Genomic DNA, 26,258 nt, shown 5'->3' on the forward strand with positions numbered 1-26,258 from the left:
CCCGCGAGGGTAGACCCGCTAACTAAAGACCCTGGTCAGGGCAGCTTGGCGACCAGATCCTCGACGCTGACCCGCGGGCCGGTGAAGAACGGCGTCTCCTCGCGGGTGTGGCGACGGGCGTCGGTGGCCCGCAGATCGCGCATGAGGTCGACGATTCGGTGCAGTTCGGGCGCCTCGAAGGCCAGGATCCACTCGTAGTCGCCCAGGGCGAACGCGGGCACGGTGTTGGCCCGCACGTCCTTGTAGCCGCGGGCGGCCATGCCGTGCTCGGACAGCATGCGGCGACGCTCCTCGTCGGGCAGCAGGTACCACTCGTAGGAGCGCACGAACGGGTACACGCAGATGTAGTTGCCCGGATCCTCACCGGCGATGAACGCCGGGACATGGCTCTTGTTGAACTCGGCCGGGCGGTGCAGCGCAACGCTGCTCCACACCGGGTCGCTGATCCGGCCCAGCGCGGTGGTGCGGCGGAAGTCCGAGTAGGTCGCCTGCAGCGCCTCGATGTTGTCGGCGTGGGTCCAGACCATGAAGTCGGCGTCGGCCCGCAGGCCGGCCACGTCGTACAGGCCGCGCACGACCACTCCACGCTCTTCCTGGGTCTTGAAGAACGCCGCGGCCTCTTCGGTGATCTGGGTGCGTTCCTCACCCAGTTCCCCCGGGCTCACCGCGAACACCGAGAACATCAGGTAGCGGATCGTGGAGTTGAGTTCGTCGTAGTCGAGCTTGGCCATACGCCTATCGTGCCACGCCGCTGTACACCAGTTCCGCGGCCGCCCGGGTGGCGGTGCCCACACACGCCGGCACCCCGATCCCGTCCAGATATGCGCCGGCCACGGCGAGCGTCGGGGGCAGGCCCGCACGAAGTTCAGCGACCAGATCGGGGTGGCCGGGGCCGTACTGGGGCATCGCGTCGATCCACCGGTGCACGTGACTGTCCACCGGCTCCACCGCGACCCCGAACAGCGCGTTCAGATCGCGCGCCGACCAGGCCAGCAGGTCCTCGTCCCCAGTACTGCGAGCCATGTCGTCGCCGTAGCGGCCGAAGGACAACCGCACCATCTCGACATTCCCGCGCCGGCCCCACTTGCGCGAGGACATCGTGATCGCCTTTGCATTGAGCCGTTCGCCCGCGGCCACCAGGACCCCGGACTGCTGCGGCAACGGCGTTCCGCCCGGCAGAGCCAGGGCCACCACCGCCGCCGAGGCCACCCGGATACGCCGGGCCGCCGCCGCAGTACGCGGGGCGATGTGTTCGATCAGCGAGGGCAGGTGCGGGGCCGGGACCGCCAGCATCACCGCGTCGGCATACCAACTCGCGCCCTCGTCGTCGAGCACCGACCAGCCCTGTCCGCGGCGGTCCACCCGCACCGCGGCGACCTGCGCCCACCGCACATCGGCCCGCCGCCGCAGTTCCTCCAGCAGCACCGTGTAACCACCGTCGACGGCCCCGAACACGGGCGCATCCGACGGTGGCGGCAGCGCCTCACGCACCGCATCGGTGAGGCTTCGCGCCCCGCGATCCAGAGCGGCCGCCAGCGACGGCACCGCCGAGCGCAACCCGATCGTCGCCGAGGACCCTGCGTACACACCGGTGAGCAGCGGGTCCACCGACCGGGTCACCACCTGTGTCCCGAACCGGTCACCGACCAGGTCGGCGACCGCCGGATCGGCACCGCGGTTCCATCGCAGCGGCCGGTTGCGCTCGTCGAGGATGCGGGCGACCGTCTCGTCGTCGACCAGACCGAGCAGCGAGGACGCCTGGGCGGGAATGCCCTGCAAGGTGCCCTGCGGCAGCTGATGCAGCCGGGCACCGCTGTAGATCAGGGGGCGGGTGCCCGTGGGACTGATCTGACGACCGGCCAGGCCCAGCTCGGCGAGCAGATCCGGCATCTCCGGCCGGCGGACGATGAATGCCTCGGCCCCGACATCGAACGGTTGCCCGCCGACCCGCTCGGTGCGCAGCACCCCGCCCAGCCGGTCAGCCGGGTCGAGCAGCGTGATCTGAGCCCGCGGTCCGGCCGCGAGCCTCAACCGGTACGCCGCGACGAGGCCTGAAATGCCGCCGCCGACAACGCAATAGGTGGCACTCACAGCGAGTGCACCAGCGTCACCGCCTCGGTGATGATGCCGGGATCGGTCGCCGGCAGCACACCGTGGCCCAAGTTGAAGACGTGACCGGCCGCCCCGGCCGCCACCGCCGCGCGCCCGTCCTCGACGACCCGCCGCACCGCCGCCTCGGCCACCGGCCAACCCGCCAGCAGCACCACCGGATCGAGGTTGCCCTGCAGCGCGCTGCCCGGTTTGACCCGGGCCGCGGCGTCGACCAGCGAGGTGCGCCAGTCCACCCCGACCATGGTGGCCGGTGCCGGGCCCAGGGCCTCGGACATCGCCCCCAGCAGTTCGGCCGTGCCGACGCCGAAATGCGTCATCGGCACGCCGGCCGCGGCCATGGTGGCGAACACCCGGGTGGTGTGGGGAAGCACGTAGGCGCGGTAGTCGGCCAACGACAGCGTCCCGGCCCACGAATCGAACACCTGCAGCGCGTCCACCCCCGCGTCGACCTGGGCCTGCAGGAACTCGATGGTCAGATCGGTCAGCGCGCTCATCAGCGCATGCCAGGTAGCCGACTCCCCCAGCATCATCGCCTTGGTGCGCTCATGGTGCCGGCTGGGGCCGCCCTCCACCAGGTAGGAGGCCAGCGTGAACGGCGCGCCCGCGAAGCCGATCAGCGGCACGTCGCCCAACTCGCGCACCAACATCGAGACCGCCTCGGTGACCGGTGAAACCTGCCCCGGTTCAAGCGGTTTCATGTCCTCGACGTCGGCGACCGACCGGATCGGGTGTTCGATGACCGGTCCGACGTCGGGGACGATGTCCAGACCGATCCCGGCCGCCTTCAGCGGCACCACGATGTCGGAGAACAGGATCGCCGCGTCCACGCCGTGCCTGCGCACCGGCTGCAGCGTGATCTCGCAGACCAGTTCGGGGTCGAAGCAGGCCTCCAGCATCCGATGCTGGGCGCGCAGCGCGCGGTACTCCGGCAACGAGCGGCCGGCCTGCCGCATGAACCACACCGGTACACGGTGCGGGGCGCGGCCGCTCGCGGCGGCAAGATACGGGGAATCGGGCAGCTCCCGGCGGGTATTCATCGGCTCCTATGGTGCCACGTGCCCGCGGGCGCAGACCGTTGCCGGTTCGTGACGCCCCCACTACGGCGCGCCTGCGTCCTGTCCTGACAGTATCCGCTAGCGTCAAACGCCGTGACCTCTGCCGAACCGGCCCAGTTCCGGACGGCGGTGGCGGCGATGAATGCCACCACCGTGCGGCCAGAAATCGAACTGGGTCCGATACGCCCGCCACAGCGGTTGGCGCCTTACAGCTACGCGCTGGGCGCCGAGGTCCGACATCCCGATATGGCAGTCGTCCCGGAGCGCTCCGAGGGCGACGCGTTCGGCCGGCTGATCTTGCTGCACGACCCCGACGGAGCCGAGGCCTGGGACGGCACCATGCGACTGGTCGCCTACATCCAGGCCGACCTCGACTCCAGCGAGGCCGTCGACCCGCTGCTGCCCGAGGTGGCCTGGAGCTGGCTCGTGGACGCCCTGGAGTCGCGTGCCGAGCACGTCACCGCACTCGGCGGCACCGTCACCGCCACCACCTCGGTGCGCTACGGTGACATATCCGGCCCACCGCGGGCACACCAGCTCGAGCTGCGTGCCTCCTGGACCGCGACCGATCTGGAGTTGGGACCGCATGTGGAGGCATTCTGTGAAGTGCTTGAGCACGCCGCAGGGCTGCCCCCGGCAGGTGTCACCGACCTGAGTTCCCGTACCCGCGCTTGAGATGACCGACCAAGACCCAGACTCTGCCGAGCCCGACGAGGCCGAAGCAACCCCACTGCTCTCCCCCGCCGAAGGGGTGCCAGAAGTCTGCGTCACCTCCGGTGAAATATCTTCCGCAGCAACATCTCTCGCCAAAGGCAGCGGACCCTTCGCGATCGACGCCGAACGTGCGTCCGGCTTCCGCTACTCCAACCGCGCGTACCTGGTGCAGATCCGCCGCGCCGGCTCGGGAACCGCACTCATCGACCCGGTCAACCACGGCGGCTCCCCCATCGACGCGATGGCGCCGGTGGCCGAAGCCCTGGCCGCCGACGAATGGGTGCTGCACGCCGCAGACCAGGACCTGCCGTGCCTGTCCGAGATCGGCCTGCGCCCGGGCAAACTCTACGACACCGAGCTGGCGGGCCGCCTGGCCGGCTTCGAGCGGGTCAACCTGGCCGCGATGGTGCAACGGTTGCTCGGCCTGCAGTTGATGAAGGGGCACGGTGCGGCCGACTGGTCCAAGCGACCACTGCCGCCGGAATGGCTCAACTACGCCGCCCTGGACGTCGAGGTGCTGCTGGAATTGCGCAACGCAATCGCCGCCGTCCTCGAAGAACAGGGTAAAACCGACTGGGCTGCACAGGAATTCGAGTATCTGCGCACCTACGTGGCACAGCCCACCCGGCGTGACCGCTGGCGGCGCACCTCCGGCATTCACAAGGTGCGCAACCCGCAGGCACTGTCCGCCGTGCGCGAGCTGTGGACCACGCGTGACACCATCGCCCGCGGCCGCGACATCGCGCCCGGGCGCATCCTGCCCGACTCGGCGATCATCAACGCGGCAACGGCCAATCCCAAGACGGTCGACGAGCTCATCGCGCTGCCGGTCTTCGGAGGTTCGAAACAGCGCAAGAGCGCGAAGGTGTGGCTGGACGCACTGAACCGGGCCAGGGAGAACACCGATCCTCCCGAGGCCAATGAGAGCCAGAGCGGCCCGCCCCCGGCGGCCCGTTGGGCCAGGCGCAAGCCGGAAGCCGCCGCGCGCCTCGAAGCCGCGCGCGCCGGGCTGGCCGAACTGTCAGAGCGGGTGTCCGTACCTGCCGAGAACCTGATCACCCCTGAGGTGGTGCGCCGGCTGTGCTGGGACTGGCGCCCCGTCGGCGATGTGGCCACCGCGGTATCGGAGTTCCTCGTCGAGGCCAACGTCCGGCCCTGGCAGCGGGAGCTGACGGTGCCGGTGCTGACCAAGGCGCTCAGCTCCGCTGAGTGACGCTCACCCGCTCACCCGGTCGATGTGGGCCAGGAAATGGGTCAGCACCGCCTGCGGATCCTCGATCTGCGGCCAGTGTGCGATGTCGTCGGCGAGCATCACCACGTCGGGATCGGGAATCACCTCGAGATAGCGCTTCGCCATGTGCCGCCCCGAGTTCGGGTCGGACGGCCCGTCGATCAGCCGCATCGACACCGCGGTCTCCCGCATCGCCCGAACCCACCGATTCCGGTGCGTGTAGCGGTCATTGACGAACCGGCCGACCTTGTGGATGACCCGCTTACCGTCGTTGTACTCCAGGATCTGGTGGAACTTCTCCATGAGCGCCGGCGACGGCTTGGTGTTCACCCCGAACATCTCGTTGATGGTCGGCTCCACGAGGCGGCGCGACAACCGGCTGCCCTGCAACGGACTCATGATGTCGCCCAAAGGCGTTCGTGACATCGCCTTCTGCAGCAGCCGTGGCGTGTAGGCCTCGTTGAACAGGCCGCCGTTGAGCCAGGTGATCGACTCGATGTTCAGCGCGCCGTAGGCCCGGCCGCCGAATTCGTGGCGGGCCAGCAGTTCCTGACCCACCGAGTCGCCCAGATCATGGGCCAGCACGTGGGCGCTACCGACCCCGAGATGAGCCAGCAGCGCCTCGTGCATGTCGGCGTGGTCGGGTACCGAGTATCCGTAGGCGACGGGCTTGTCGGAGAAACCCATCCCGATCATGTCCGGCGCGATGACGGTGAAGCGCTCGGTCAGCGTGGGCCAGATCAGCGACCAGTCCCATGAGCTGAACGGATAGCCGTGGATGAGAAGGAGATTCGGCCCGCTGCCCTCGACCCGGTAGAAGATGTCGAAGCCGAGGTAGTCGAAGAACTGCCCGGCGTCCTTCCAGTTCTGCAGTTCGGCGTCCATGTCCGCAGCCTAGGCGTCAGTCGACCCGGTGGGTGACTTCCTGCTCGCCCACCGGCGCACCGATCGCGGCGATCCAGCCGGTGATCTGACGGGCGATGTGCTGATCGGTCAGGCCGACCTCGGCAAGTACCTCGCCACGTGACGCGTGTTCCTGGAAGACCTGCGGGACACCGAGATCCCGGCACGGGACGTCGATCTCTGCGTGGCGCAACGCCGCGGACACCGACGAGCCGATGCCGCCGTGCACACCGTTGTCCTCGACGGTGACCACCAGCTTGTGAGCACGGGCCAGCTCGCCGATGGCCTCAGGGACCGGCAGCACCCAGCGCGGGTCCACCACCGTCACGCCGATGCCCTGATCGCGCAGCCGCTCGGCGACAGCGAGGGCCATGGTGGCGAACGAGCCCACCGCGACAAGCAGCACGTCGTCGGTCAGACCGGCGGCCGGGACGGCGAGCACATCGACCCCACCGCGTCGCTCGACGGCCGGAATATCTGCGCCCACATCGCCTTTGGGGAATCGGAGGGCGGTCGGTCCGTCGTTGACAGCCAACGCCTCGCCCAGTTCCTCCCGCAGTCGCGCGCCGTCGCGCGGGGCGGCGACCCGGATGCCGGGGATGATGCCGAGGATCGAAAGGTCCCAGACCCCGTTGTGACTGGCCCCGTCCGGCCCCGTGACACCGGCCCGGTCCAGCACCATGGTGACGGGCAGCTTGTGCAGCGCGACGTCCATCATCAGCTGGTCGAAGGCGCGGTTGAGGAAGGTGGAGTAGATCGCCACCACCGGATGCAGGCCACCCATGGCGAGCCCGGCCGCCGAGGTCATGGCGTGCTGCTCGGCGATGCCGACGTCAAAGAACCTGTCGGGGAACCGATCCCGGAATACACTCAGCCCCGTCGGCCCGGGCATGGCCGCGGTGATCGCCACGACATCGCGCCGTTTGGCGCCGATCTTGACCAGTTCGTCGGAGAACACCGACGTCCAACCGGGCGCCGACTCCTTCGTCGGCAGCCCCGTCTCCGGGTCGATGACGCCGCACGCGTGCATCTGGTCCGCTTCGTCGTTCTCGGCATGCGCGTAGCCCATGCCCTTACGGGTCACCACGTGCACGATCACCGGGGCCTTGAAGCCGCGGGCGTGGCGCAGCGCATTCTCCACCGCATGCTCGTCGTGGCCGTCGATCGGACCGACGTACTTGATCCCGAGATCGGTGAACATCACCTGCGGGGCGACCGCATCCTTGATGCCCGCCTTGATGCTGTGCATGCACTGATAGCAGAACTCGCCCACGACGGGCAGCCCGCGCACGGCCTTGCGGCCCTCTTCCAGGATGCGCTCGTAGGCCGGCTGCAGCCGCAGGCCGGCGAGGTGGTCGGCGAACCCGCCGATGGTGGGCGCGTAGCTGCGGCCGTTGTCGTTGACGACGATGACCACCGGGCGACCACCCGTGGCGATGTTGTTGAGCGCCTCCCAGCACATGCCGCCGGTCAGCGCGCCGTCGCCGACGACCGCCACCACATGGCGATTGCGGTGACCCGTCAGCTCGAAGGCCTTCGCCAGACCATCGGCATAGGACAGCGCCGTGCTCGCGTGGCTGGACTCCACCCAGTCGTGCTCGCTCTCGCTGCGCGACGGGTAGCCCGACAGGCCGTCTTTCATCCGCAGGGTGTCGAAATCCTGTGCGCGACCGGTCAGCATCTTGTGCACATAGGCCTGATGGCCGGTGTCGAAGATGATCGGATCGTGCGGCGAATCGAACACACGATGAAGGGCCAGGGTGAGTTCGACGACACCCAGATTGGGGCCAAGATGTCCACCGGTTGCAGCGACCTTGTGGATCAGGAACTGACGGATTTCCTGTGCCAAATCAGTCAACTGGGACTGTGACAGGTGCTGCAGATCAGCGGGACCGCGGACCTGTTCAAGCATTCCGCCAGTGTACGCACGCACCCCGGGGTCAGTCCTGCCGAGGCTGATAGACATCGGGCACACCGTCGTGGTCCGCATCGACGGTCTCGAGCTGGTGGATCCGGCGATATGCGGCGTTGCGCGACACCAGGACCACCGACGCCAGCAGGCCCGCCACCACCGATCCGGTGACCACCGCGATCTTCACGTCGTCGTCGGCCACGCTGGCGTGTCCGAAGGCCAGTTCACCGATGAGCAGCGACACCGTGAACCCGATCCCGGCCAGCATCGCGACACCGAGCACATCCCGCCAGGCGAGATCCTCGTCCAGGCTGGCGTGGGTGAAGCGGGCCAGCAAATACGTGGTGCCCAGCACGCCGATGGGTTTGCCGAGCACCAGGCCGGCGATCACCCCGATGGTCACCGGATGCGACAACGCGTTGGCGAAGCCCGACCAGCCGCCGACCGTCACACCGGCGGCGAAGAACGCGAACACCGGCACGGCGAACCCCGCCGAAAGCGGCCGGACCAGGTGTTCGAAGTGCTCGGCCGAAGCGTGGCGGCCCAACACCGGGACGGTGAATCCGAGCACCACGCCGGCCACGGTGGCGTGCACACCACTGGCGTGCACGAGCGCCCAGGCCAGCACGGCCGGTGGCAGCAGAATCCACCACTGACGCGCCCCCCGCTGCACCGCGACCGCATACAGTCCGATCGGGATCAGGGCGGCCGCCAGCGGCCCGAGCGCCACGTGATCGGTGAAGAACACGGCGATCACCGTGATCGCCAGCAGATCGTCGACCACCGCCAGGGTCAGCAGGAAAATCCGCAGCGCCGCGGGCAGATGGGTGGACACCACGGCCAGTACCGCCAGGGCGAAAGCGATGTCCGTGGCGATGGGCACCGCCCACCCGTCGATGTTCTCCGGATGGCCGGAGAACAGGTTGATGCCGACGAAGATGGCCGCGGGCACCACCATGCCGCCCACGGCCGCCGCGATGGGCAGCGCGGCACGGGCCGGATCACGCAGGTCCCCCGCGACGAATTCCCGCTTGAGCTCGACGCCCACGACGAAGAAGAAGATCGCCAGCAGTCCGTCGGCCGCCCAGGCCGACAGGCTGAGGTTCAGATGCAGGGACTCGGGGCCGACGACGAACTCCGAGAGCCGGTGATAGCCACCGGACCACGGCGAATTGGCCCAGACCAGCGCCGCACCCGCGGCGGCCAACAGCAATGCCCCGCCGACCGTCTCGGTGCGCAGCAGCTCGGACACCCGCTGCCACTCCGGCCACGACCCGCGCGCGAGCAGGCGTCGGCTGGTGGGTTGACGGCGATCGCTCATCAGGCTCCTGAGGTCAGCATGCATCGAACGCCGACCAGACTTCCCGGCACACCTGCGGATAACGCTAACAGGTGAGGTGTCCGAGCAAATACCGACGAAGTCCGTGGCAGCGCCTCAAACCGGCGACAAAACTCCGGTGCTCATGATTACGTAAGGTGTAGGCGAAGTCGATTAGTCCGGGGTGCGGGTTGAGTCCATTCGATCACTACTACGCGCGTACCGCCCTGCTCGCTGCGCAGGGCAAGCGCCACCGGATGCAGCGCCTCGTCGGCGTGACCATCGTCGGGCTGAGCCTGATCCCGCTGCTGTTGCTGGTCAGCCCGAAGGGTCCGCACGGCGCCCTCCAATACGTGGCCGTGGCGGTCAGCGTCGGCGGCCTGACGCTGGCGCAATGGTGGTGGCGGCGACAGTGGCCCAGCCGCACCCAGTCGTGGACGGTGGTGGCCATCGGGACGGCCTGCATCGCGGCCACCTGCATCCTGCTGGTGGACCCGGTCGTCGGCCTCATGGGGTCCAGTTCGCTGAGCCTGATCACCGCCTACACGGCGTTCCTGCACAGCCGCCGGGTTCTGCACCTCACCTGGTTGGCCTCGGGTGCCGTGGTGGCCTTCCTCGGGGTGCGGGTGGCCGTCACCGACGTCTGGCTCGGTGTGGTCGGCACGCTGGTGGCGGTCCTGATCATCCTGAGCACCTCGGCGCTGTGCCGGATGGCCGTCGAGTTGATCGAACCCGACCGCGTCCAGCACCCGGGCGAGATCGACCCGCTGACCGGCCTGCTCAACCGCGAGGCGTTCGACATGCACACCGCCACGATGCTCGGGTCCCACAGCCGCCACGACGATCAGTACCTGGTGGTCGTGGCCGTCGGCATCGACGACATGGCGCTGCTCAGCGACATGGACGGCAGCCACAGCACCCTGCACGCCCGCGTGGCCGTGGCCCAGGCGATCCGCGAGACGGTGCGCCACAAGGTGCCCCTGGCCCACGTGTCCGACAGCGAGTTCCTGATCGCCGACGTGTTCAAGACCAACGATCCCTCGCCGCTGGTCAACCGGATCCGTATGGCACTGACCACCACGCCCATGCGCCTGACGGCCAGCATCGGCACGGCCTGCAGCCAGTTGCGCCCGCTCACCGAACTGCCCACCCAGCAGATCGTCGACGCGCTCGTGGCACTGGCCGACACCGCGATGAACCAGTCGCGGGCCCAGGGCGGCAACCGGGCCACCTACGCCCACTTCCCCACCCCGACGATCGGCCCCGACGCTCAGGAGTGAGCAGGGTCAGCGGGTCAGCACCGCCACGCACTCCACATGGTGGGTGAGCGGGAAGGAATCGAACACCCGCAGATCCTCCACGGCATAGCCGTGCCGCAGATACAGCCCGATGTCACGGGCGAACGACGCTGCCTCACAACCGATATGGATGATCCGCGGCACCTCGGTGGCGGCCAGCGCGTCGATCACCTCGCGACCGGCACCGGTGCGCGGCGGGTCGAGAACCGCGACATCTGGGCGCCCCGATTCGGCGGACAGGGCACGTCGCACCGAGTCGGTGACCACCGAGACCCAGGGCAGGTCGGCCAGCGCGCTCCGCGCCGCGCGGGACGCCCCGCGCGAGGTGTCGACGGTCAGCACGCGGCCGTCGGGGCCGACCTGCTCGGCCAGCGCCGCGGCGAACACCCCGGCACCGCCGTACAGGTCCCACGCCGTCATGCCCGGCCGCAGCCCGGACCAGTCGGCCACCAGCCCGCTGTAGAGGGCGGCAGCGTCACGGTGGGCCTGCCAGAACGCGGTCACCGGCAGCATCCACTGCCGTCCCCCGACGCGCTGCACCGCCTCGTAATCACCCTCGATGACGCGTGTGGTGTTCTTCGGGCCGGATGCCCGGCCACCCTTGCGGGCGGGCGCCTTCGGACCCGATTGCACGACGTGCCTGCGACCGTCGGAATCCAGCACCGCATGCACGTGCGCGCCCGGTGTCCAACGCATCTCGGCCAGCCCGTCGGTCAGCTCGGCGGGCAGCTGTCCGCAACCGAGGTCGGTGACCAGCTCGGCGCTGTGGTAGCGGTGCAGTCCGGCCCGGCCCTCGGCAGTGGTGTCGAGCCGCACGCGGGTCCGCCAGCCGAGGACGTCGCCGGAACCGACCGGTTCGGCGACCGCGGTCTCCTCGTCACGCCAGGTGAATCCGCCCAGCCGGGACAGCTGGTTGGCCACCACCGAACCCTTGAGCCGCCGCGCCGCGGCCGGCTCGGCGAACGCCAGATCGCAGCATCCGGCACCGTCCACGCCGGCGATCGAGCACAGCGAGGCCACCCGGTCCGGCGAAGCCTCGATCACCTCGACAACCTCGGCGTGCCAATACGATCCGCGTTCGTCGAACACGTTGACCCGCACGGTCTCGCCGGGCAGGGCATACCGGACGAACACCACGCGCCCGTCATGACGGGCCACGCAACTGCCACCGTTGGCGGCCGGCCCGGTGGTCAGCGTCAGTTCCGTCATTCCAGGAATCCCCTGCGCGCGTCACCCGGGGTGGCCCGCGGCTGCAGCGCCTTCAACCGCTCCGACGAATTCAATTGCCACGGAACTGATGTCACCATCACATTGGGCATGAACAGCAACCGGCCCTTGAGCCGCAGCGCACTCTGGTTGTGCAGGACCTGTTCCCACCAATGGCCCACCACGTACTCCGGGATGAACACCGTCACCACCGTCCGCGGCGATTCCTTGGTCACACGTTTGACGTAATCCAGTACCGGGCGCGTGATTTCGCGGTACGGCGAGGCGATCACCTTCAGTGGCACGCTGATGTCGCTGTCCTCCCACTGATGTACCAGCGCACGGGTCTCGGCGTCGTCGACGCTGACCGTGATCGCCTCCAGCACGTCCGGCCGGGTGGCCCGGGCATAAGCCAGCGCCCGTTTGGTCGGCAGGTGCAGCTTGGACACCAGGACCACAGCGTGGTTGCGGCTCGGCAACACCAGGTCGCCCGCGTCCTCGTCCTCCTTCTCGAGTTCGCGGGCCACGGTGTCGTAGTGCTTGTGGATGAGCTTCATGATCACGAACAGCGCACCCATCGCCAGGATGGCGATCCAGGCGCCGGCCACGAACTTGGTCACCACCACGACCACCAGGACCGTGCCGGTGGCGGTCAGACCGACCGCGTTGATGATCCGTGACCGCATCATGTGCCGCCGCACCGCCGGGTCGGTTTCGGTGCGCAACAACCGCGTCCAGTGCCGGACCATGCCGATCTGACTCAGCGTGAACGACACGAACACGCCCACGATGTAAAGCTGGATCAGCGCCGTCACCTCGGCGCGGAACGCCACCACGAAGGCGATCGCGGCGAACGCGAGAAACAGGATGCCGTTGGAGAACGCCAACCGGTCCCCGCGGGTGTGCAGCTGCCGCGGCAGGAACCGGTCCTGGGCCAGGATCGACCCGAGCACCGGAAATCCGTTGAAGGCGGTGTTGGCCGCCAGCACCAGGATCAGCGCGGTCACGCCGGCGATCAGATACAGACCGACCGGGAAGTTGTGGAACACCGCGTCGGCGAGCTGCGCGATCAATGTCTTCTGGTGGTAGTCGGGCGGCGCACCGATCAACTGCTCCTGCGGCCGTTCGGCGATCTGCACCCCCGTCGCCTTGGACAGCAGGATGATCCCCATGAACAGCGTGACCGAGATCACCCCGAGCAGCAGCAAGGTGGTCGCCGCGTTGCGCGACTTTGGTTTCCGGAACGCCGGTACGCCGTTGCTGATCGCCTCGACACCGGTCAGCGCTGCCGAACCCGAGGAGAACGCCCGCGCCACCAGGAACACCAGAGCGAAGCCGAGCACCTCGCCGTGTTCGGGGTGCATCTCGAAACCGGCGGATTCGGCGCGCAGCGGGTGACCCAGAACGTAGATCTGGAACAGACCCCAGCCCAGCATGACGTACATGCCGACCATGAAGGCGTAGGTGGGAATCGCGAATGCGGTGCCCGATTCCCGCAACCCGCGCAGGTTCATCGAAGCCAGCAGCAGGATCGCCACCACCGCGAAAAGCACCTTGTGCTGTGCGACGAACGGCACCGCCGAGCCGATGTTCGACATGGCAGACGACATCGACACCGCAACTGTCAGCACATAATCCACCATCAGCGCGCTGGCGACCGTGAGCCCCGCGGTGGGCCCGAGGTTCGTGGTGACGACCTCGTAATCGCCGCCGCCGGACGGATAGGCATGCACATTCTGCCGGTAGCTCGCGATCACGATGAGCATCACGCCGGCCACTGCCAGGCCGATCCACGGCGTCAGCGAGTAGGCAGTCAGCCCGGCTACCGATAGCACCAGAAAGATTTCCTCCGGTGCGTAGGCCACCGACGACAAGGCGTCGGAGGCGAACACCGGCAGGGCTATCCGTTTGGGCAGCAGGGTGTGAGAGAGCTTGTCGCTGCGGAACGGCCGCCCCAGTACCAACCGGCGCGTCGCCGTCGAAAGCTTGGACACGAGTGCCAAGACTAAGCCCGAACACGAAAAGTCGTCACAAAGCTGTAGCGTTCGATGGCACGGACAGCGCAACAGCGCGTTTCTGCCACCGGAAAGGACCGTCGGGTGCGTGTAGTCGTCATGGGGTGCGGCCGAGTGGGCGCCTCCCTCGCAGACAGCCTGGCCCGGATCGGCCACGAAGTGGCGGTCATCGACCGCGACAGCACCGCGTTCCACCGGCTGTCGCCGGAATTCGCCGGCGAACGCGTCCTCGGGATGGGCTTCGACCGCGACGTGCTGCTGCGCGCCGGAATCGAGGAGGCCGGCGCATTCGCCGCGGTGTCCTCGGGCGACAACTCCAACATCATCTCGGCACGGGTGGCCCGTGAAACGTTCGGTGTCGAACGCGTGGTGGCACGCATCTACGACGCCAAGCGCGCCGCGGTCTACGAGCGCCTCGGTATCCCCACCGTGGCCACGGTGCCGTGGACCACCGACCGCCTGCTCAACGTGCTGACCCGGGAGACCGAGACCACCAAGTGGCGGGACCCGTCGGGAAATGTGGGCGTGGCCGAACTTCCGCTGCACCAGGATTGGGCCGGGCACCTGGTCACCGACCTGGAAGCGGCAACCGGCGGCCGGGTGGCCTTCATGATCCGGTTCGGCAACGGTTACCTGCCCGAACCGAAGACCGTGATCCAGGCCGGCGATCAGGTGTACGTGGCCGCGGTGTCCGGGCACATCGCCGAGGCGCTGGCCATCGCGGCGCTGCCGCCGAGCGAGGACTTGGAGTCGCACTGATGAAGGTTGCCATCGCCGGGGCCGGCGCCGTCGGCCGCTCCATCGCCCGCGAGTTGCTCGACAGCAATCACGACGTGACCCTGCTGGAGCGCAATCCCGACCATATTGACGTCGACGCCATCCCGGCCGCGCACTGGCGGCTGGGTGACGCCTGTGAGATCACCATGCTGGAGTCGGTCAAGCTCGAAGAATTCGACGTGGTGATCGCGGCGACCGGTGACGACAAGGTCAATGTCGTGGTCAGCCTGCTGGCCAAGACAGAGTTCGCGGTGCCCAGGGTGGTGGCCCGCGTCAACGACCCCCGCAACGAGTGGCTGTTCGACGAGAACTGGGGTGTGGACGTGGCGGTGTCGACACCGCGCATGCTCGCCTCACTGGTCGAAGAGGCGGTGGCCGTCGGCGACCTGGTGCGCTTGATGGAGTTCCGCAAGGGACAGGCCAACCTGGTCGAGATCACGCTGCCCGACGACACCCCGTGGGGCGGGCGTCCCGTCAAGCGTCTCGAGCTGCCCCGGGACACCGCGCTGGTGACGATCCTGCGCGGGTCCAGGGTGATCGTGCCCGAATCCGATGAGCCGCTCGAGGGTGGCGACGAGCTGTTGTTCGTGGCCGTCACCGAGTCCGAGGACGAACTGCGGGAGCTGCTGCTGCACCCGGCCCCGCGCTAGCCGGGCGTATCGCGCTCAGTCGGCGCTGTGTGCGCCGTCCTCGGCGTGTACGGCACGCTGTGCGGCCCGGATGGCCAGATAGGTCACCAACGCCGCGACCGCGGTCAGCGGCCAGCCCATCGCGATCCGCGCGAAGCCCAGCCAGCCTGTCTCGTCGGAGTCGTACAGGTACTGCTGCACCAGGAACCGCGACGCGAAAACCGCCACCCAGGTGAGCGTGGCGACGTCGAACGCCAGCACCGCCTTACGGACGTCGCGCCAGGCGCGATCGTGCGTGTTCACCCAGCCCCAGATGTAACCGACGACCGGGCGACGGATCACGACCGAGACCCCGAACAGGACGGCGTACACCAGCGAGCTCCAGATGCCAAGCAGGAAATAGCCTTTCGACTCCCCCACCAGGTATGCGATCAAGGCGCTGACACCGACGGCGAAGAATCCCGACACCGCGGGCTGAACGGATTCGCGGCGGATCAACCGCCAGATCAAGATGAGTGTCGCCACACCGAGTGCGGCGGCGATCGCGGGCATCAGCCCGAACGCGGTGGAAACCGGGACGAACACCACCACTGGCAGCGACGAATAGATCAGCCCGCTGATGCCGCCCATCTGCTCGAGCACGGCACGGCCACCGCCATGGGCAGGGGGCGGCGCCGGATCACTCTCAGTGGGGTGAGGTGTGTCGCCTGCGTTCTGTTCGGCCTGGCTCACTTCTGGATTTCGTAGCGGGGGTTGTAAATCGCCTTGGCGCCGTTCTCCAGCTTGCCGACCCGGCCGTGCACCCGCAGGGTGCAGCCCGACTCGATACCGGGAATGCGGCGCTGCCCGAGCCACACCAACAAGACGGTGTCGGTGCCGTCGAACAGCTCGGCTTTGATGCCGCCGGAACACCCCTTGCCGTTACATTCGACGCTGCGCAGAGTGCCGACCATCGTCACTTCCTGGCCGCGCTGGGCGTCGATCGCCTTGAGCGCGCCGGTATTGACGGCCTCGTCGCTGAGCTCTTCGACATCAAGCTGTTCGGGGTCTTCCGTCAGGCGTCGCGTAAGCCGGCGCAGATACCCTTCGGCCGTAGCCATGGCCTCTCCTGACCTTCTGCGGATCCACTGTGAATCCGCCCAACCAAGGCCACGGTAGACCTCTTGCACGGGGAATGCCACGTGGGGTGCGGGTCGGCACGCCGACGATTTGACGGGGCAGGCACGATCATGTGATGAGCGTCATCCTGCGCGGTGTCCCAACCGTTTTGCTGCCCGGTACCGGGTCCGACGACAACTACGTCTACCGGGCGTTTTCGGGTGCGCTGCACGCCGCCGACGCGCTGGTGGTGACCCCGCCGCCGACTCCGGACCGGCTCGTCGAGGGCTACCTGCATGCGCTCGACGACGCGGCCAGGTCGGGACCGATCGCGGTCGGTGGGGTGTCGATCGGCGCCGTCGTGGCGGTGCAGTGGGCGCTGGACCACCCCGGCCGGACCGTTGCCGTACTGGCCGCTCTGCCGCCCTGGACGGGTTCCTCCCAGCACGCCCCCGCCGCACTGTTGGCACGGCAGTCCGCGGAGCTGTTGCGCCGGGACGGACTGGCGGCCACGGTCGCGCAGATGCGCGCCTCCAGCCCGCCGTGGCTGGCCGACGAACTGGCCCGCTCCTGGGTGGGCCAGTGGCCGACCCTGCCCGATGCCATGGAGGAAGCCGCGGGTTACCGCGCGCCCGGCAGCGCCGAACTCGAACGGCTCGCGGTGCCCATGGGTGTCGCGGTGGCCACCGACGACCCCGTGCACCCGGCCGAAGTCGGGTACGAGTGGGTGGCCGCGGCCCCGCAGGCGGCATTGCGGTCGGTGACGCTGGAACAGATGGGTGTCGACACCGGCGTGCTGGGCGCGGCGTGTCTGGCGGCGCTGCAGGAGGCTGCCAGCGACACGGTGGCGGGTTGAGGGGTACTACCCGCCGGTGATGGTGCGCAGCTGCTGCATCGCCGAGCCCTGCACGCTGCGGCGCGCCACCGGCTCGGCCGGCGGCTGATCCTGCGGCGGCGTCTGCGCCGCGGCGGCGATCTGCTGGGCGGCCTGCTGCATCGCGGCCTGCTGCGCCGCGGCGCGCAGTTGGGCGGCCATCGGTTCGGGCAGCTGCACCTGCAGTGGCGTGCGCACCGGCATCGGCGTGTCACCGCGACGAATCACGCTGTCAGCCAATGATGCCCGCGCCTCGTCGGCCAGCGCATCGATGGTCTCGGGAGCACCGTTGACCACGCAGCGCACCATCCAGCGGTAGCCGTCGACACCGATGAAGCGGACCACGCCGCCGTTGCCCGCGCCGACCACCTCGCGGCCCCACGGGCCGTCCTGGATGTTCACCGAGCTGGCGTCCTTGCGCAATGATTCGGCGAGTTCGCCGGCCACCTCGCGCCACAGGCCTGCGCTCTTGGGTGCGGCGTAGGCGGCGATGGTGAACCGCCCGTTCGGGGTCACCACCCACACCGCGCTGGGCGCGCCTGCCTCGTTGAGCTCGACCTGGACCTGCCCGCCGTCGGGCATCGGGATCAGTACCGAGCCGAGGTCGAGCCTGCCCTGCGCGGCCACCTCGGGATCGTCGAAGTCCTCGATGTCGAACGGCCCGTCGTCGGAACCCTCGTCGAAGTCGTCGGCCTCGTCAGCCGGGACCGGTTGGTCGACAACCTGCTCGTCATCGTTCTGACGAGCCGAGTCGTCAGCCGAATCGTTGCTCTTGCGCTTTCCGAATGCCATCACAAACTCGCATGTCCGCCGGAGGAACCGTGGCCGCCGTCGCCACGGGAGGTGTCAGCCAGGCCCGCCTCGTCGAACGAGGTCACCTCGACCAACTCGGGCAGTTCTACCCGCTGTACCAACAGCTGGGCAATCCGGTCACCGCGATTGATCACGATCGGCGTGTCGGGATCGAGGTTGATCAGCGAAACCTTGATCTCGCCGCGATAACCGGCGTCTACCGTGCCCGGGCTGTTGACGATCGAAAGTCCCACGCGGGCAGCCAGACCCGAGCGCGGGTGGATCAGCCCCACCATTCCGTGCGGAATGGCGACAGCGACGCCGGTCGGCACGAGCTCGCGTTGCCCGGGGGCCAGTTCGACATCGCGCGCGCTGTAGAGGTCTACGCCCGCGTCCCCATCGTGCGCCCGGCTGGGCATCGGTAGTTCGCGGTCCAATCGGACGACCGCCAGAGAGGTGGACACGACGTCACAGATTACTCTGAGCCGCGTGTCAGACACGCGCGCAACCACCCAAAGCGTTCAGTACCGCGAACGTTTGTGGGTGCCTTGGTGGTGGTCACTGCCGGCTGCGGTGCTGGCAGGAGTGATCGCGTTCGAGATCGGCCTGGCCGCTCCGGCCATTCCGGTGTGGTTGCCGTACGTGCTGCTCTTCGGCGTGGCGGGGGCCGTGCTGATGTGGTTCAGCAAGACGGAATTGAAAGTGGTGCGCGACAGCGCCGGCGACACCGAGCTGTGGGTCGGCGACGCACACCTGCCGACGAGCGTCATCTCCCGGACCGCAGAGGTGCCGCGGTCAGCCAAGTCGGCCGCGCTGGGCCGTCAGCTCGATCCCGCCGCCTTCGTCGTCCATCGGGCCTGGGTAGGCCCGATGGTCCTGGTAGTGCTCGACGATCCGGATGACCCCACCCCGTACTGGCTCATCAGTTCGCGTCATCCGGATCGCGTCCTTGCTGCGATCCGCGGCTGAGCCGCGAATACAGCTCCTGTGACCGAGCCGCCGTCAGGCGGCGCAGTCCGTGCAGATCATCACGCCGTTCTTCTCGCTTGCCAGCCGGCTCCGGTGATGCACCAGGAAGCAGCTGGAGCAGGTGAACTCGTCGGCCTGCTTCGGGACCACCCGCACCGACAGTTCCTCGCCGGACAGGTCTGCGCCCGGCAGCTCGAACGACTCGGCCGATTCTGATTCATCGACATCCACCACGGCGGACTGCGCCTCGTTGCGTCGCGCCTTGAGCTCCTCGAGCGAATCCTCAGAAACCTCGTCTGCCTCGGAACGTCGTGGAGCGTCGTAGTCGGTTGCCATCGTCTGTGTCCCCTCCCTTACCTTGCAGCAGAGCTTTGTACCAGCGTCGAACGCATTCCCCAAATGATTCGTGCCCGTATTGCCACACGTTTCAGTGTGATTTACATCACACTACCGTCTGAGCACTGGTGCGTCAGCGAACACGTTTGCCCTTAGAGTGCACATGTGGTCGCGCAAATCACCGATGGCACCGCCTTCGACCGACACGGTCGACCGTTCCGTCGGCGCAGTTTCGTTCCGGGCATAGTCCTCTTCGTCGCACTCGCCGTGGTGACGATGATCGTCTGGATCATCGCGCTCAATCAGCCCAGCGATGTGCACGAGGCCACGGTGTGCAACAACCCGCCGCCCGCCACCGATCCGGCAGCCCCCAAGCTCGGCGAACAGGTGGCCAACTCGGCCATGACCGAAGTCACACCGGCACCGCTGGCCGAGACCAGGATCCGGGTACTCAACGCCAGCGGACAGGGCGGCCAGGCCGGCGAGGTGGCAGGCGCGCTGCGCGATCTGGGCTTTGCCCAGCCCGAGGCGGCGAACGACCCGATCTACTCCACCACCCGACTGGAGTGCCAGGGCCAGATCCGGTTCGGCCCGTCCGGCCGCACCGCCGCCGCGGCCGTGTGGCTGGTGGCCCCGTGCACGGAGCTGTTCCAGGACGAAAGGCCGGACGCCACAGTCGATCTGGCGCTGGGCACCGAGTTCAACGAGCTCGCCAGCAACGATGACATCAAGGCCGTACTCGCGAGCCTGCGGCCCGACGCCACCGCCCCGTCCGATTCCGCGCTGCTGTCAAAGATCCATACCGGCACCTGCTAGCGCCGCGTGTAGGGCATCGGCCACGCCCGGCGCCGACGCGGCCACGTACTCGGCATCGGCGGCGGTGGGCAACCACACCGTCGCTCCGGCCTCGGCGGCGATCAGCGCCGCGGCGGCCCAGTCCCAGACCTGGACGCCCTCTTCGTAGTAGGCGTCCAACCGGCCCGCGGCGACCATGCACAAATCCAGCGCACACGAGCCGATGCGACGAATGTCGCGCACCGCGGGCAGCACCTGGGCCAGCACTGCGGCCTGTCGCACCCGCCGGCCGGGGTCGTAGGCGAAGCCGGTACCCAGCAGTGCCATCGACAGATCGTCGACACCGCTGCAGCGCAGCGCGCTGCGGACCCCGTCCCGCACCACCTCGGCACCATGACCCAGGGCCGCCGAGTACACCTCACCGGCAGGCACATTCGCCACGGCGCCTGCCACCGATCGCCCGTCGTACTGCGCGGCCACCGACACGGCGTAGGCCGGGATCCCGTAGACGAAGTTGACCGTGCCGTCGATCGGGTCGAGCACCCAACTCAGTCCCCGTCGGCCGTCCCGCCGGCCGCCCTCCTCCTCCCCCAGGATCGCCTCACCCGGCCGCAATACCGCCAGCCGCTCCCGCAACCATCGCTCGGTCTCGGTGTCGACGATCGTGACGGGGTCGGTCGGGGTGCTCTTGGCTCTGACAGTCCGCCCGTCGTCACGCACCGCCGCGCCGTCGGAGCTGAACACCTCGGCGCGCCGGCGCATGACGAACTCGGCGGCTTCGGTGGCCAGCTGCTCGGCCACGATCCGTAGGGCGGGAGCATCGAAACTGTTGTCGGTCACCGCCCTATCGCAACATCTTCGGCCCGAAAAGTCGCTGCGCGGTGGATCGCGGACCACCGGCGGGTGCGATGTTCAACGACTAGGGTGGGGACGCGCCTTGGTTTGTCCCTCACCCTGTCCGACAGCCTGCTCACGGCCTGTCCCACAAAGGAGCACCCATGACCGCACCCGATGCGCCCGCGGCAGATCCGGTTCCCGCCGTCGAAGCCCAACGCCGCGGATTCGGCGTCGACGTCGGCGGCAGCGGGATCAAGGGCGGCATCGTCGACCTCGACACCGGGCAGCTCATCGGCGAGCGGTTCAAGCTCGACACGCCGCAGCCGTCAACTCCGGAATCGGTGGCGAAAACGGTGGCTGCGGTGGTGGCCGAGTTCGGCTGGACGGGCAACGTGGGCGTCACCTACCCGGGCGTCGTCACCGACGGCATCGTGCGCACCGCGGCCAACGTCGACAAGGGCTGGATCGGCGTGAACGCCTCGGAGGTGATCAGCGCCGCGCTCGGCGGACAGCCGGTGCGGGTGCTCAACGACGCCGACGCGGCAGGCCTGGCCGAGGAACGCTACGGGGCGGGCAAGGACAACTCCGGCGTGGTGGTGCTGCTGACCTTCGGCACCGGTATCGGCTCCGCAGTGATCCACAACGGTGTCTTGTTGCCCAACACCGAATTTGGCCACCTCGAAGTGGACGGCAAGGAGGCCGAACACCGCGCCGCCTCCTCGGTGAAAGAACGCAAGGACTGGAGCTACGCCCGGTGGAGCGAGGAGGTGAACAAGGTTCTGGTGACGATCGAGAACGCGATCTGGCCCGACCTGTTCATCGCCGGCGGCGGCATCAGCCGCAAGTCCGACAAGTGGCTGCCACTGCTGGAGATCCGCACCCCGATCGTCCCGGCGGCTTTGCTCAACACCGCGGGCATCGTGGGCGCAGCCATGGCCAGTCAGGGCCCGGGCCCCGCCGGCACGCAGGCTACCGCCGGGTAACTTTGCCGCTTCGGCCACCTCACGTGCCGAAATTTGCCGCTCGGCACGGTGAACACCCACACTGTCGTTACAATGGTCCTCGGCGGCCGCCTACCGAATAGCGGTGAATATCCCAGCCGATAAGAACGCCAACATTCGATAGCAGACGCTTTCGGTGGAGTATGCCCATGCCCGCCGAGAAATTTCGTGAGACCGAAAGGGTGTACGTGGCAGCGACAAAGGCAAGCCCGGCGACCGACGAGCCGGTGAAGCGCACCGCTACCAAGACTCCCGCCAAGAAGGCCCCGGCCAAGCGGGCAGCCAAGAGCACCGCGGCCAAGGCTGAGGGCGGCACCGCCACCAAGCGCGCTCCCGCCAAGAAGGCGCCCGCCAAGAAGGCCACCAAGGCCGCGGCGAGCAAGCCCGAAGACGTCAACGACGATCTCGAGACCACCGACGACCTGGAAGCCGGTCCCGGCGACGAGCTCGACGTCGAGGACACCGACCTCGAGCTCGACGACGACCTCGACACGGACGACGAGGTCGAGGAGTCCGGCGACGACGAGGACGAGGACGAGGCCGAGGAAGGCAAGGACGCCAAGGCGGCCACGCCTGCTGCGGGCAAGGCGGCCAAGGCCGACGAGGAGCATCCCGAGCCGTCCGAGAAGGACAAGGCCTCCGGCGACTTCGTGTGGGACGAGGAGGAGTCCGAGGCACTGCGGCAGGCCCGCAAGGACGCCGAGCTGACGGCTTCGGCCGACTCGGTGCGCGCCTACCTGAAGCAGATCGGCAAGGTCGCCCTGCTGAACGCCGAGGAAGAGGTCGAGCTCGCCAAGCGCATCGAGGCCGGTTTGTTCGCCACCCAGAAGATGGCCGAGTTCGCCGAGAAGGGCGAGAAGCTCACCACTCAGGTGCGACGCGACTACCAGTGGATCTGCCGCGACGGCGATCGTGCGAAAAACCATCTGCTGGAAGCCAACCTGCGTCTGGTGGTGTCGCTGGCCAAGCGCTACACCGGCCGCGGCATGGCGTTCCTGGACCTCATCCAGGAAGGCAACCTCGGCCTGATCCGCGCGGTCGAGAAGTTCGACTACACCAAGGGCTACAAGTTCTCCACGTACGCCACCTGGTGGATCCGCCAGGCCATCACCCGTGCCATGGCCGACCAGGCCCGCACCATCCGTATCCCGGTGCACATGGTCGAGGTGATCAACAAGCTCGGCCGCATCCAGCGTGAGCTGCTGCAGGACCTGGGCCGCGAGCCCACGCCCGAAGAGCTGGCCAAGGAAATGGACATCACGCCGGAGAAGGTGCTGGAGATCCAGCAGTACGCGCGTGAACCCATCTCGCTGGACCAGACCATCGGTGACGAGGGTGACAGCCAGCTCGGTGACTTCATCGAGGACTCCGAGGCCGTCGTGGCCGTCGACGCCGTGTCCTTCACCCTGCTGCAGGATCAGCTGCAGTCGGTGCTGGAGACGCTGTCCGAGCGTGAGGCCGGCGTGGTCCGGCTGCGGTTCGGCCTGACCGACGGCCAGCCGCGCACACTGGACGAGATCGGCCAGGTCTACGGCGTGACCCGTGAGCGCATCCGCCAGATCGAGTCCAAGACCATGAGCAAGCTGCGGCACCCCAGCCGCTCACAGGTGCTGCGCGACTACCTGGACTAGTCCCGCACAACCGCTTGTAACGAGATTGGCCCCCTCCGCCTGACGGAGGGGGCCAATTCTCATTGCATTACTCAGCTGTCCGAATCAGCGGATGCCTTCTCGGACCCGGTGGTGTCACGCGAAGCGCTTGGCGCGCCGACACTCTCGGACACCTTCTTGGCGGCACCGGTGAGGCTGCCGACCGAAGACTTCACCGTCGACCTGAGCTGATCGGCGGCATCCGACACCGCTGACCGGACCTGGTCGCCGGTGCGCTTGGCGTCGGCGAAGGCCTTTCCGGGCTTGACCATGTTGCCGGCCCTCAGGTCGGTGGCACCGGCGCCCCGAACCGCTGAGGTCACCTTCCGGGTCGCGCTGTCGCGATCGGCCCCGGCTGCTGCCTGCGCTTCCTTCGGGTCTGCCACCACAGCGTTCAACGGCTTCAGCATGCTCGTGGCCGAAGTCGTGTCCGGGGCAACGCTCTTGACCGTGTCGGACACCTTGTCGGTGAGCTCCGAGACCGGATCGGTTTCGGGGTTGGTCACCTTGTCGAAGACCTTGCCGACCCGCTTGATGACCTCGGCGTTGATGGCCCGGTTGAACTTGGCCATCGACAAGGACGCATCGGCCACACTGCGATTGATCGCGGTGGCGACCTTGATCAGGTCACCCGTGGCGAACGAGTCCGTGGCCTGCTTCATGGCGGCTTCCAGCTGGCGGGTCAGTGTCCGCACCTGCAATCCGACCTCGTGCCCGAAGGTCGGCTCGGGGCTGAACCGCTGGCCGTTCCAGTCCACCAGCGTCCAGCCGTCTTCGGGGTTGCCCTCGATGACGACATAGTCGGTGTTGCCGAGCGCGTGCTGGCTCAGCAGCATGCCCTTCTCCGCCAGTGTGAGGTTCTTGGCGTTCATCATGGTCCAGAACATGATGGTGCCGCCGTGGGAGAACACGATGACGTTGCGATCGCCCTTGTCGTACATGGTCTTCAACGCACCCTCGACACGCGCGTCGAACTCGTTGCCGTCGATCGAACCCGGGATGCGCTCCCCGAGCTGACCGGCGAACGCCCACGCGATCGGCGCCTTGAGATAGCCGCCCAACGCACCGCTCTCGGGCGTGCCCTCGTAGTCGCCGGCCTCGATCTCCTGCAGGCCGGGCAACACCTGGATCGGCAGGCCGAGATAGGCCGACATCGGTTCTGCGGTCTGCTGGGTACGGATCATCTGCGATGCGTAGATGGCGTCGTAGTTGTTGTCGCCCAGCTTGTCGACCACCGCCTGGGCCTGCTCCCGGCCCAGCGGGGTGAGCGACGGACCGGGTGTCGAGGTGTCGATGTTCCCCGACGTGTTGCCCGCGGACTGGCCGTGCCGCACGAAAGTGACCCGCATGTTCTCTGCGGCCCACGCGGGCAGCACGGACATCACGAAGAAGCCGAAGGCGGTCAGCACGATGCCGAGACCTCTCCATGTCGTTCTCGAACGGCGACGCACAGCGGGTACGGCACCGTTGTCGAACTTGCTCTGTCGGTCCATTTCCTCTCCCTCTATTAGGTTGTCGAGCCCGCGGTGGCCACGGCCCGGATTTTCCCGATCGAATGCGACTGCGCGACTGCGGATTTGACCGGTGTGTCGCCCGCCTCACTGCGCCGGGCCGTGTGATCGTGCGCACTCACCGAACTTCCGGGAGCGGCAGTCTCGCTCAGCGGTACAAGATTTTGGGTGGTGTGGTATAGCTGCGGATTCCGCGAATCCCGCTGCGCGGAACATGCGCACCGGGCGTGGCGCCGATGTGGTGTGGTGAGGCACAGGAGGCGGAAATGAAAGTCGATCCGGAGATCGCGGCACTACTGCCGGTACTGAACACCGGTTTCCCCGCGGTCGAGACGATGAGCGGAGCCGAGGCCAGGGCTGCCGTGCGGTCCAGGTATCGGCCGCCGCAACAGCCACAGCCGATCGGGTCGGTCGAGGACCTCGTCATTCCCGGCGACATCCCGGTACGGATCTACCGTCCGGCAACGGATCTGACCGGACCGTTGCCGATCGTCGTGTACGCGCACGGCGGCGGGTTCGTGTTCTGCGACCTCGACACCCACGACGACCTGTGCCGGTCGCTGTCCAACGGCGTCGGGGCGATGGTGGTGTCCGTCGACTACCGTCTGGCGCCCGAGTCACGCTGGCCGGCAGCCGCCGACGATGTCTATGCCGCCTTGTGCTGGGTGGCCCGCCGGGCCGACGAACTCGGCGGTGACGTGTCGAAGATCGTCGTCGCCGGCGACAGCGCCGGCGGCAACCTCGCCGCCGTCACCGCGATCCTCGCCCGCGATCGGGGTGGTCCGGAGATCGCGGGTCAGGCACTGCTGTATCCGGTCATCGCCGCGGATTTCGACACCGAGTCCTACCGCCGTTTCGAAACGGGGTTCTACAACACCCGCGCCGCCATGGTCTGGTACTGGGAGCAATACCTCCCGGACACCGGCGACCGCAGCCATCCCCACGCATCACCACTGCACGCGGAGGTGTCCGGACTGCCACCGGCAGTGGTCGTCACGGCGGGTTTCGACCCGCTGCAATCCGAAGGCGAGGTCTATGCCGAAACACTTGCCGCCCAGGGTGTTCCGGTGGTGCACCGGTGTTACCCCGGCGCCATCCACGGGTTCATGACCATGCCGGGGCTGACCCTGGCCGACGCCGCCAGGCGTCAGGTGTGCGCCGATATCCGCGCGATACTGGACCGCGACGGCTGATCCCCCCCAGGCCGGCGGCGAAAAGCCGCCGGC

General features: G+C 68.1%; 26 protein-coding genes. 11 read left to right on the forward strand and 15 right to left on the reverse strand.

Annotated elements, in window-relative coordinates; genetic code table 11:
• Nucleotides 1–35 precede the first annotated feature (35 nt).
• From hemQ to hemE, 3 genes are read right to left on the reverse strand one after another with little or no spacing between them, the layout of a single operon-like run.
• Complete coding sequence (gene hemQ / locus G6N57_RS23850) at nt 36–731, reverse strand: hydrogen peroxide-dependent heme synthase (protein ID WP_077739120.1); 696 nt, start codon at nt 729–731, stop codon at nt 36–38.
• A gap of 4 nt (nt 732–735) precedes the next feature.
• A complete protein-coding gene (locus G6N57_RS23855; protein WP_077739119.1) occupies nt 736–2,091 on the reverse strand; it encodes a protoporphyrinogen oxidase in 1,356 nt (451 codons plus the stop codon).
• On the reverse strand, nt 2,088–3,149 hold the full coding sequence (gene hemE, locus G6N57_RS23860; RefSeq protein ID WP_077739118.1) for a uroporphyrinogen decarboxylase: 1,062 nt from the start codon (nt 3,147–3,149) through the stop codon (nt 2,088–2,090). Before hemE ends, G6N57_RS23855 begins: the two co-directional genes overlap by 4 nt.
• A gap of 111 nt (nt 3,150–3,260) precedes the next feature.
• Between hemE and G6N57_RS23865 the strand changes: the two genes are divergently transcribed.
• Together G6N57_RS23865 and G6N57_RS23870 are read left to right on the forward strand one after the other, a co-directional pair.
• Complete coding sequence (locus tag G6N57_RS23865; protein WP_077739117.1) at nt 3,261–3,842, forward strand: DUF3000 domain-containing protein; 582 nt, start codon at nt 3,261–3,263, stop codon at nt 3,840–3,842.
• Between the two features lies 1 nt (nt 3,843).
• Nucleotides 3,844–5,094: an HRDC domain-containing protein gene (locus tag G6N57_RS23870; protein ID WP_077739116.1), complete on the forward strand. Its 1,251-nt coding sequence runs from the start codon at nt 3,844–3,846 to the stop codon at nt 5,092–5,094.
• 3 nt (nt 5,095–5,097) lie between these two features.
• Here G6N57_RS23870 and G6N57_RS23875 read toward each other — a convergent pair whose 3' ends face one another.
• Genes G6N57_RS23875 through nhaA form a run of 3 tightly spaced genes read right to left on the reverse strand, consistent with a single transcriptional unit; the run spans nt 5,098 to nt 9,248 of the window.
• Nucleotides 5,098–5,997: an alpha/beta fold hydrolase gene (locus G6N57_RS23875; protein ID WP_077739115.1), complete on the reverse strand. Its 900-nt coding sequence runs from the start codon at nt 5,995–5,997 to the stop codon at nt 5,098–5,100.
• 16 nt (nt 5,998–6,013) lie between these two features.
• Nucleotides 6,014–7,927 carry a 1-deoxy-D-xylulose-5-phosphate synthase gene (dxs, locus tag G6N57_RS23880; protein WP_077739114.1) on the reverse strand — a complete coding sequence of 638 codons (1,914 nt, stop codon included), beginning with the start codon at nt 7,925–7,927 and terminating at the stop codon, nt 6,014–6,016.
• A gap of 28 nt (nt 7,928–7,955) precedes the next feature.
• Nucleotides 7,956–9,248, reverse strand: a complete 1,293-nt coding sequence (gene nhaA / locus G6N57_RS23885; protein WP_077739113.1) for a Na+/H+ antiporter NhaA — start codon at nt 9,246–9,248, stop codon at nt 7,956–7,958.
• A 188-nt stretch (nt 9,249–9,436) separates the two neighbouring features.
• On the opposite strand from nhaA, the gene G6N57_RS23890 reads away from it, so the two are divergent.
• The gene (locus G6N57_RS23890; protein WP_077739112.1) at nt 9,437–10,525 is read left to right on the forward strand and encodes a GGDEF domain-containing protein; all 1,089 of its coding nucleotides are present in this window, start codon (nt 9,437–9,439) and stop codon (nt 10,523–10,525) included.
• A gap of 6 nt (nt 10,526–10,531) precedes the next feature.
• On the opposite strand, the gene G6N57_RS23895 is transcribed toward G6N57_RS23890, so the two are convergent.
• Nucleotides 10,532–11,752 carry a class I SAM-dependent RNA methyltransferase gene (locus G6N57_RS23895; protein ID WP_097926277.1) on the reverse strand — a complete coding sequence of 407 codons (1,221 nt, stop codon included), beginning with the start codon at nt 11,750–11,752 and terminating at the stop codon, nt 10,532–10,534.
• Nucleotides 11,749–13,752 (reverse strand): APC family permease, encoded by a 2,004-nt coding sequence (locus G6N57_RS23900; RefSeq protein WP_197908753.1) that lies wholly within the window; start codon nt 13,750–13,752, stop codon nt 11,749–11,751. The genes G6N57_RS23895 and G6N57_RS23900 overlap by 4 nt, the downstream gene beginning before the upstream one ends.
• Nucleotides 13,753–13,848: 96 nt before the next feature.
• Between G6N57_RS23900 and G6N57_RS23905 the strand changes: the two genes are divergently transcribed.
• Nucleotides 13,849–14,523: a potassium channel family protein gene (locus tag G6N57_RS23905; protein ID WP_097926278.1), complete on the forward strand. Its 675-nt coding sequence runs from the start codon at nt 13,849–13,851 to the stop codon at nt 14,521–14,523.
• A complete protein-coding gene (locus G6N57_RS23910; RefSeq protein ID WP_036444899.1) occupies nt 14,523–15,191 on the forward strand; it encodes a potassium channel family protein in 669 nt (222 codons plus the stop codon). Before G6N57_RS23905 ends, G6N57_RS23910 begins: the two co-directional genes overlap by 1 nt.
• A 15-nt stretch (nt 15,192–15,206) precedes the next feature.
• Here the strand turns inward: G6N57_RS23910 and G6N57_RS23915 are convergent, their stop codons facing one another.
• A complete protein-coding gene (locus G6N57_RS23915; protein ID WP_097926287.1) occupies nt 15,207–15,800 on the reverse strand; it encodes a DUF3159 domain-containing protein in 594 nt (197 codons plus the stop codon).
• A gap of 98 nt (nt 15,801–15,898) precedes the next feature.
• On the reverse strand, nt 15,899–16,270 hold the full coding sequence (locus tag G6N57_RS23920) for an OB-fold nucleic acid binding domain-containing protein (RefSeq protein ID WP_077739109.1): 372 nt from the start codon (nt 16,268–16,270) through the stop codon (nt 15,899–15,901).
• Nucleotides 16,271–16,404: 134 nt separating this feature from the next.
• On the opposite strand from G6N57_RS23920, the gene G6N57_RS23925 reads away from it, so the two are divergent.
• Nucleotides 16,405–17,124 (forward strand): alpha/beta fold hydrolase, encoded by a 720-nt coding sequence (locus tag G6N57_RS23925; protein WP_077739108.1) that lies wholly within the window; start codon nt 16,405–16,407, stop codon nt 17,122–17,124.
• A 6-nt stretch (nt 17,125–17,130) separates the two neighbouring features.
• Here the strand turns inward: G6N57_RS23925 and G6N57_RS23930 are convergent, their stop codons facing one another.
• On the reverse strand, nt 17,131–17,934 hold the full coding sequence (locus G6N57_RS23930) for a DUF3710 domain-containing protein (protein WP_163646661.1): 804 nt from the start codon (nt 17,932–17,934) through the stop codon (nt 17,131–17,133).
• Nucleotides 17,934–18,398 (reverse strand): dUTP diphosphatase, encoded by a 465-nt coding sequence (gene dut / locus G6N57_RS23935; RefSeq protein ID WP_064884473.1) that lies wholly within the window; start codon nt 18,396–18,398, stop codon nt 17,934–17,936. Before dut ends, G6N57_RS23930 begins: the two co-directional genes overlap by 1 nt.
• 25 nt (nt 18,399–18,423) lie before the next feature.
• On the opposite strand from dut, the gene G6N57_RS23940 reads away from it, so the two are divergent.
• Nucleotides 18,424–18,903, forward strand: a complete 480-nt coding sequence (locus G6N57_RS23940; RefSeq protein WP_077739107.1) for a DUF3093 domain-containing protein — start codon at nt 18,424–18,426, stop codon at nt 18,901–18,903.
• Nucleotides 18,904–18,936: 33 nt separating this feature from the next.
• On the opposite strand, the gene G6N57_RS23945 is transcribed toward G6N57_RS23940, so the two are convergent.
• Nucleotides 18,937–19,239 (reverse strand): DUF4193 domain-containing protein, encoded by a 303-nt coding sequence (locus G6N57_RS23945; RefSeq protein WP_019344626.1) that lies wholly within the window; start codon nt 19,237–19,239, stop codon nt 18,937–18,939.
• 165 nt (nt 19,240–19,404) lie between these two features.
• Here G6N57_RS23945 and cei point away from each other — a divergent pair, with 165 nt between their 5' ends.
• Nucleotides 19,405–20,055: an envelope integrity protein Cei gene (cei, locus tag G6N57_RS23950; protein ID WP_036444914.1), complete on the forward strand. Its 651-nt coding sequence runs from the start codon at nt 19,405–19,407 to the stop codon at nt 20,053–20,055.
• Here the strand turns inward: cei and G6N57_RS23955 are convergent.
• Nucleotides 20,029–20,874 (reverse strand): inositol monophosphatase family protein, encoded by an 846-nt coding sequence (locus G6N57_RS23955; RefSeq protein WP_077739106.1) that lies wholly within the window; start codon nt 20,872–20,874, stop codon nt 20,029–20,031. The genes cei and G6N57_RS23955 overlap by 27 nt on opposite strands.
• A 158-nt stretch (nt 20,875–21,032) precedes the next feature.
• Between G6N57_RS23955 and ppgK the strand changes: the two genes are divergently transcribed.
• Both ppgK and G6N57_RS23965 read left to right on the forward strand, forming a co-directional pair.
• Nucleotides 21,033–21,854 (forward strand): polyphosphate--glucose phosphotransferase, encoded by an 822-nt coding sequence (gene ppgK / locus G6N57_RS23960; protein WP_077739105.1) that lies wholly within the window; start codon nt 21,033–21,035, stop codon nt 21,852–21,854.
• A 206-nt stretch (nt 21,855–22,060) separates the two neighbouring features.
• The gene (locus G6N57_RS23965) at nt 22,061–23,503 is read left to right on the forward strand and encodes an RNA polymerase sigma factor (RefSeq protein WP_407665992.1); all 1,443 of its coding nucleotides are present in this window, start codon (nt 22,061–22,063) and stop codon (nt 23,501–23,503) included.
• Nucleotides 23,504–23,574: 71 nt separating this feature from the next.
• Here G6N57_RS23965 and G6N57_RS23970 read toward each other — a convergent pair whose 3' ends face one another.
• Nucleotides 23,575–25,014, reverse strand: coding sequence for a histidine phosphatase family protein (locus tag G6N57_RS23970; RefSeq protein WP_234815789.1), 1,440 nt, complete (start codon nt 25,012–25,014; stop codon nt 23,575–23,577).
• Between the two features lie 284 nt (nt 25,015–25,298).
• Between G6N57_RS23970 and G6N57_RS23975 the strand changes: the two genes are divergently transcribed.
• Nucleotides 25,299–26,225: a LipP1 family hormone-sensitive lipase gene (locus G6N57_RS23975; RefSeq protein WP_077739104.1), complete on the forward strand. Its 927-nt coding sequence runs from the start codon at nt 25,299–25,301 to the stop codon at nt 26,223–26,225.
• The last annotated feature ends 33 nt before the right edge of the window (nt 26,226–26,258 follow it).

It is taken from the genome of Mycolicibacterium boenickei, assembly GCF_010731295.1.
GTDB classification, from domain to species: domain Bacteria; phylum Actinomycetota; class Actinomycetes; order Mycobacteriales; family Mycobacteriaceae; genus Mycobacterium; species Mycobacterium boenickei.

Excerpts from the sequence above, each read along its gene's own strand:
- nhaA (WP_077739113.1), bottom strand. The coding sequence starts at position 9,248 with ATGAGCGATCGCCGTCAACCCACCAGCCGACGCCTGCTCGCGCGCGGG.
- G6N57_RS23975 (WP_077739104.1), top strand. The coding sequence starts at position 25,299 with ATGAAAGTCGATCCGGAGATCGCGGCACTACTGCCGGTACTGAACACC.
- G6N57_RS23915 (WP_097926287.1), bottom strand. The coding sequence starts at position 15,800 with ATGGGCGGCATCAGCGGGCTGATCTATTCGTCGCTGCCAGTGGTGGTG.
- G6N57_RS23895 (WP_097926277.1), bottom strand. The coding sequence starts at position 11,752 with ATGACGGAACTGACGCTGACCACCGGGCCGGCCGCCAACGGTGGCAGT.
- G6N57_RS23910 (WP_036444899.1), top strand. The coding sequence starts at position 14,523 with ATGAAGGTTGCCATCGCCGGGGCCGGCGCCGTCGGCCGCTCCATCGCC.
- hemE (WP_077739118.1), bottom strand. The coding sequence starts at position 3,149 with ATGAATACCCGCCGGGAGCTGCCCGATTCCCCGTATCTTGCCGCCGCG.
- dxs (WP_077739114.1), bottom strand. The coding sequence starts at position 7,927 with ATGCTTGAACAGGTCCGCGGTCCCGCTGATCTGCAGCACCTGTCACAG.
- G6N57_RS23870 (WP_077739116.1), top strand. The coding sequence starts at position 3,844 with ATGACCGACCAAGACCCAGACTCTGCCGAGCCCGACGAGGCCGAAGCA.
- G6N57_RS23875 (WP_077739115.1), bottom strand. The coding sequence starts at position 5,997 with ATGGACGCCGAACTGCAGAACTGGAAGGACGCCGGGCAGTTCTTCGAC.
- G6N57_RS23970 (WP_234815789.1), bottom strand. The coding sequence starts at position 25,014 with ATGGACCGACAGAGCAAGTTCGACAACGGTGCCGTACCCGCTGTGCGT.
- hemQ (WP_077739120.1), bottom strand. The coding sequence starts at position 731 with ATGGCCAAGCTCGACTACGACGAACTCAACTCCACGATCCGCTACCTG.
- G6N57_RS23925 (WP_077739108.1), top strand. The coding sequence starts at position 16,405 with ATGAGCGTCATCCTGCGCGGTGTCCCAACCGTTTTGCTGCCCGGTACC.
- ppgK (WP_077739105.1), top strand. The coding sequence starts at position 21,033 with ATGACCGCACCCGATGCGCCCGCGGCAGATCCGGTTCCCGCCGTCGAA.
- G6N57_RS23920 (WP_077739109.1), bottom strand. The coding sequence starts at position 16,270 with ATGGCTACGGCCGAAGGGTATCTGCGCCGGCTTACGCGACGCCTGACG.
- G6N57_RS23930 (WP_163646661.1), bottom strand. The coding sequence starts at position 17,934 with ATGGCATTCGGAAAGCGCAAGAGCAACGATTCGGCTGACGACTCGGCT.
- G6N57_RS23945 (WP_019344626.1), bottom strand. The coding sequence starts at position 19,239 with ATGGCAACCGACTACGACGCTCCACGACGTTCCGAGGCAGACGAGGTT.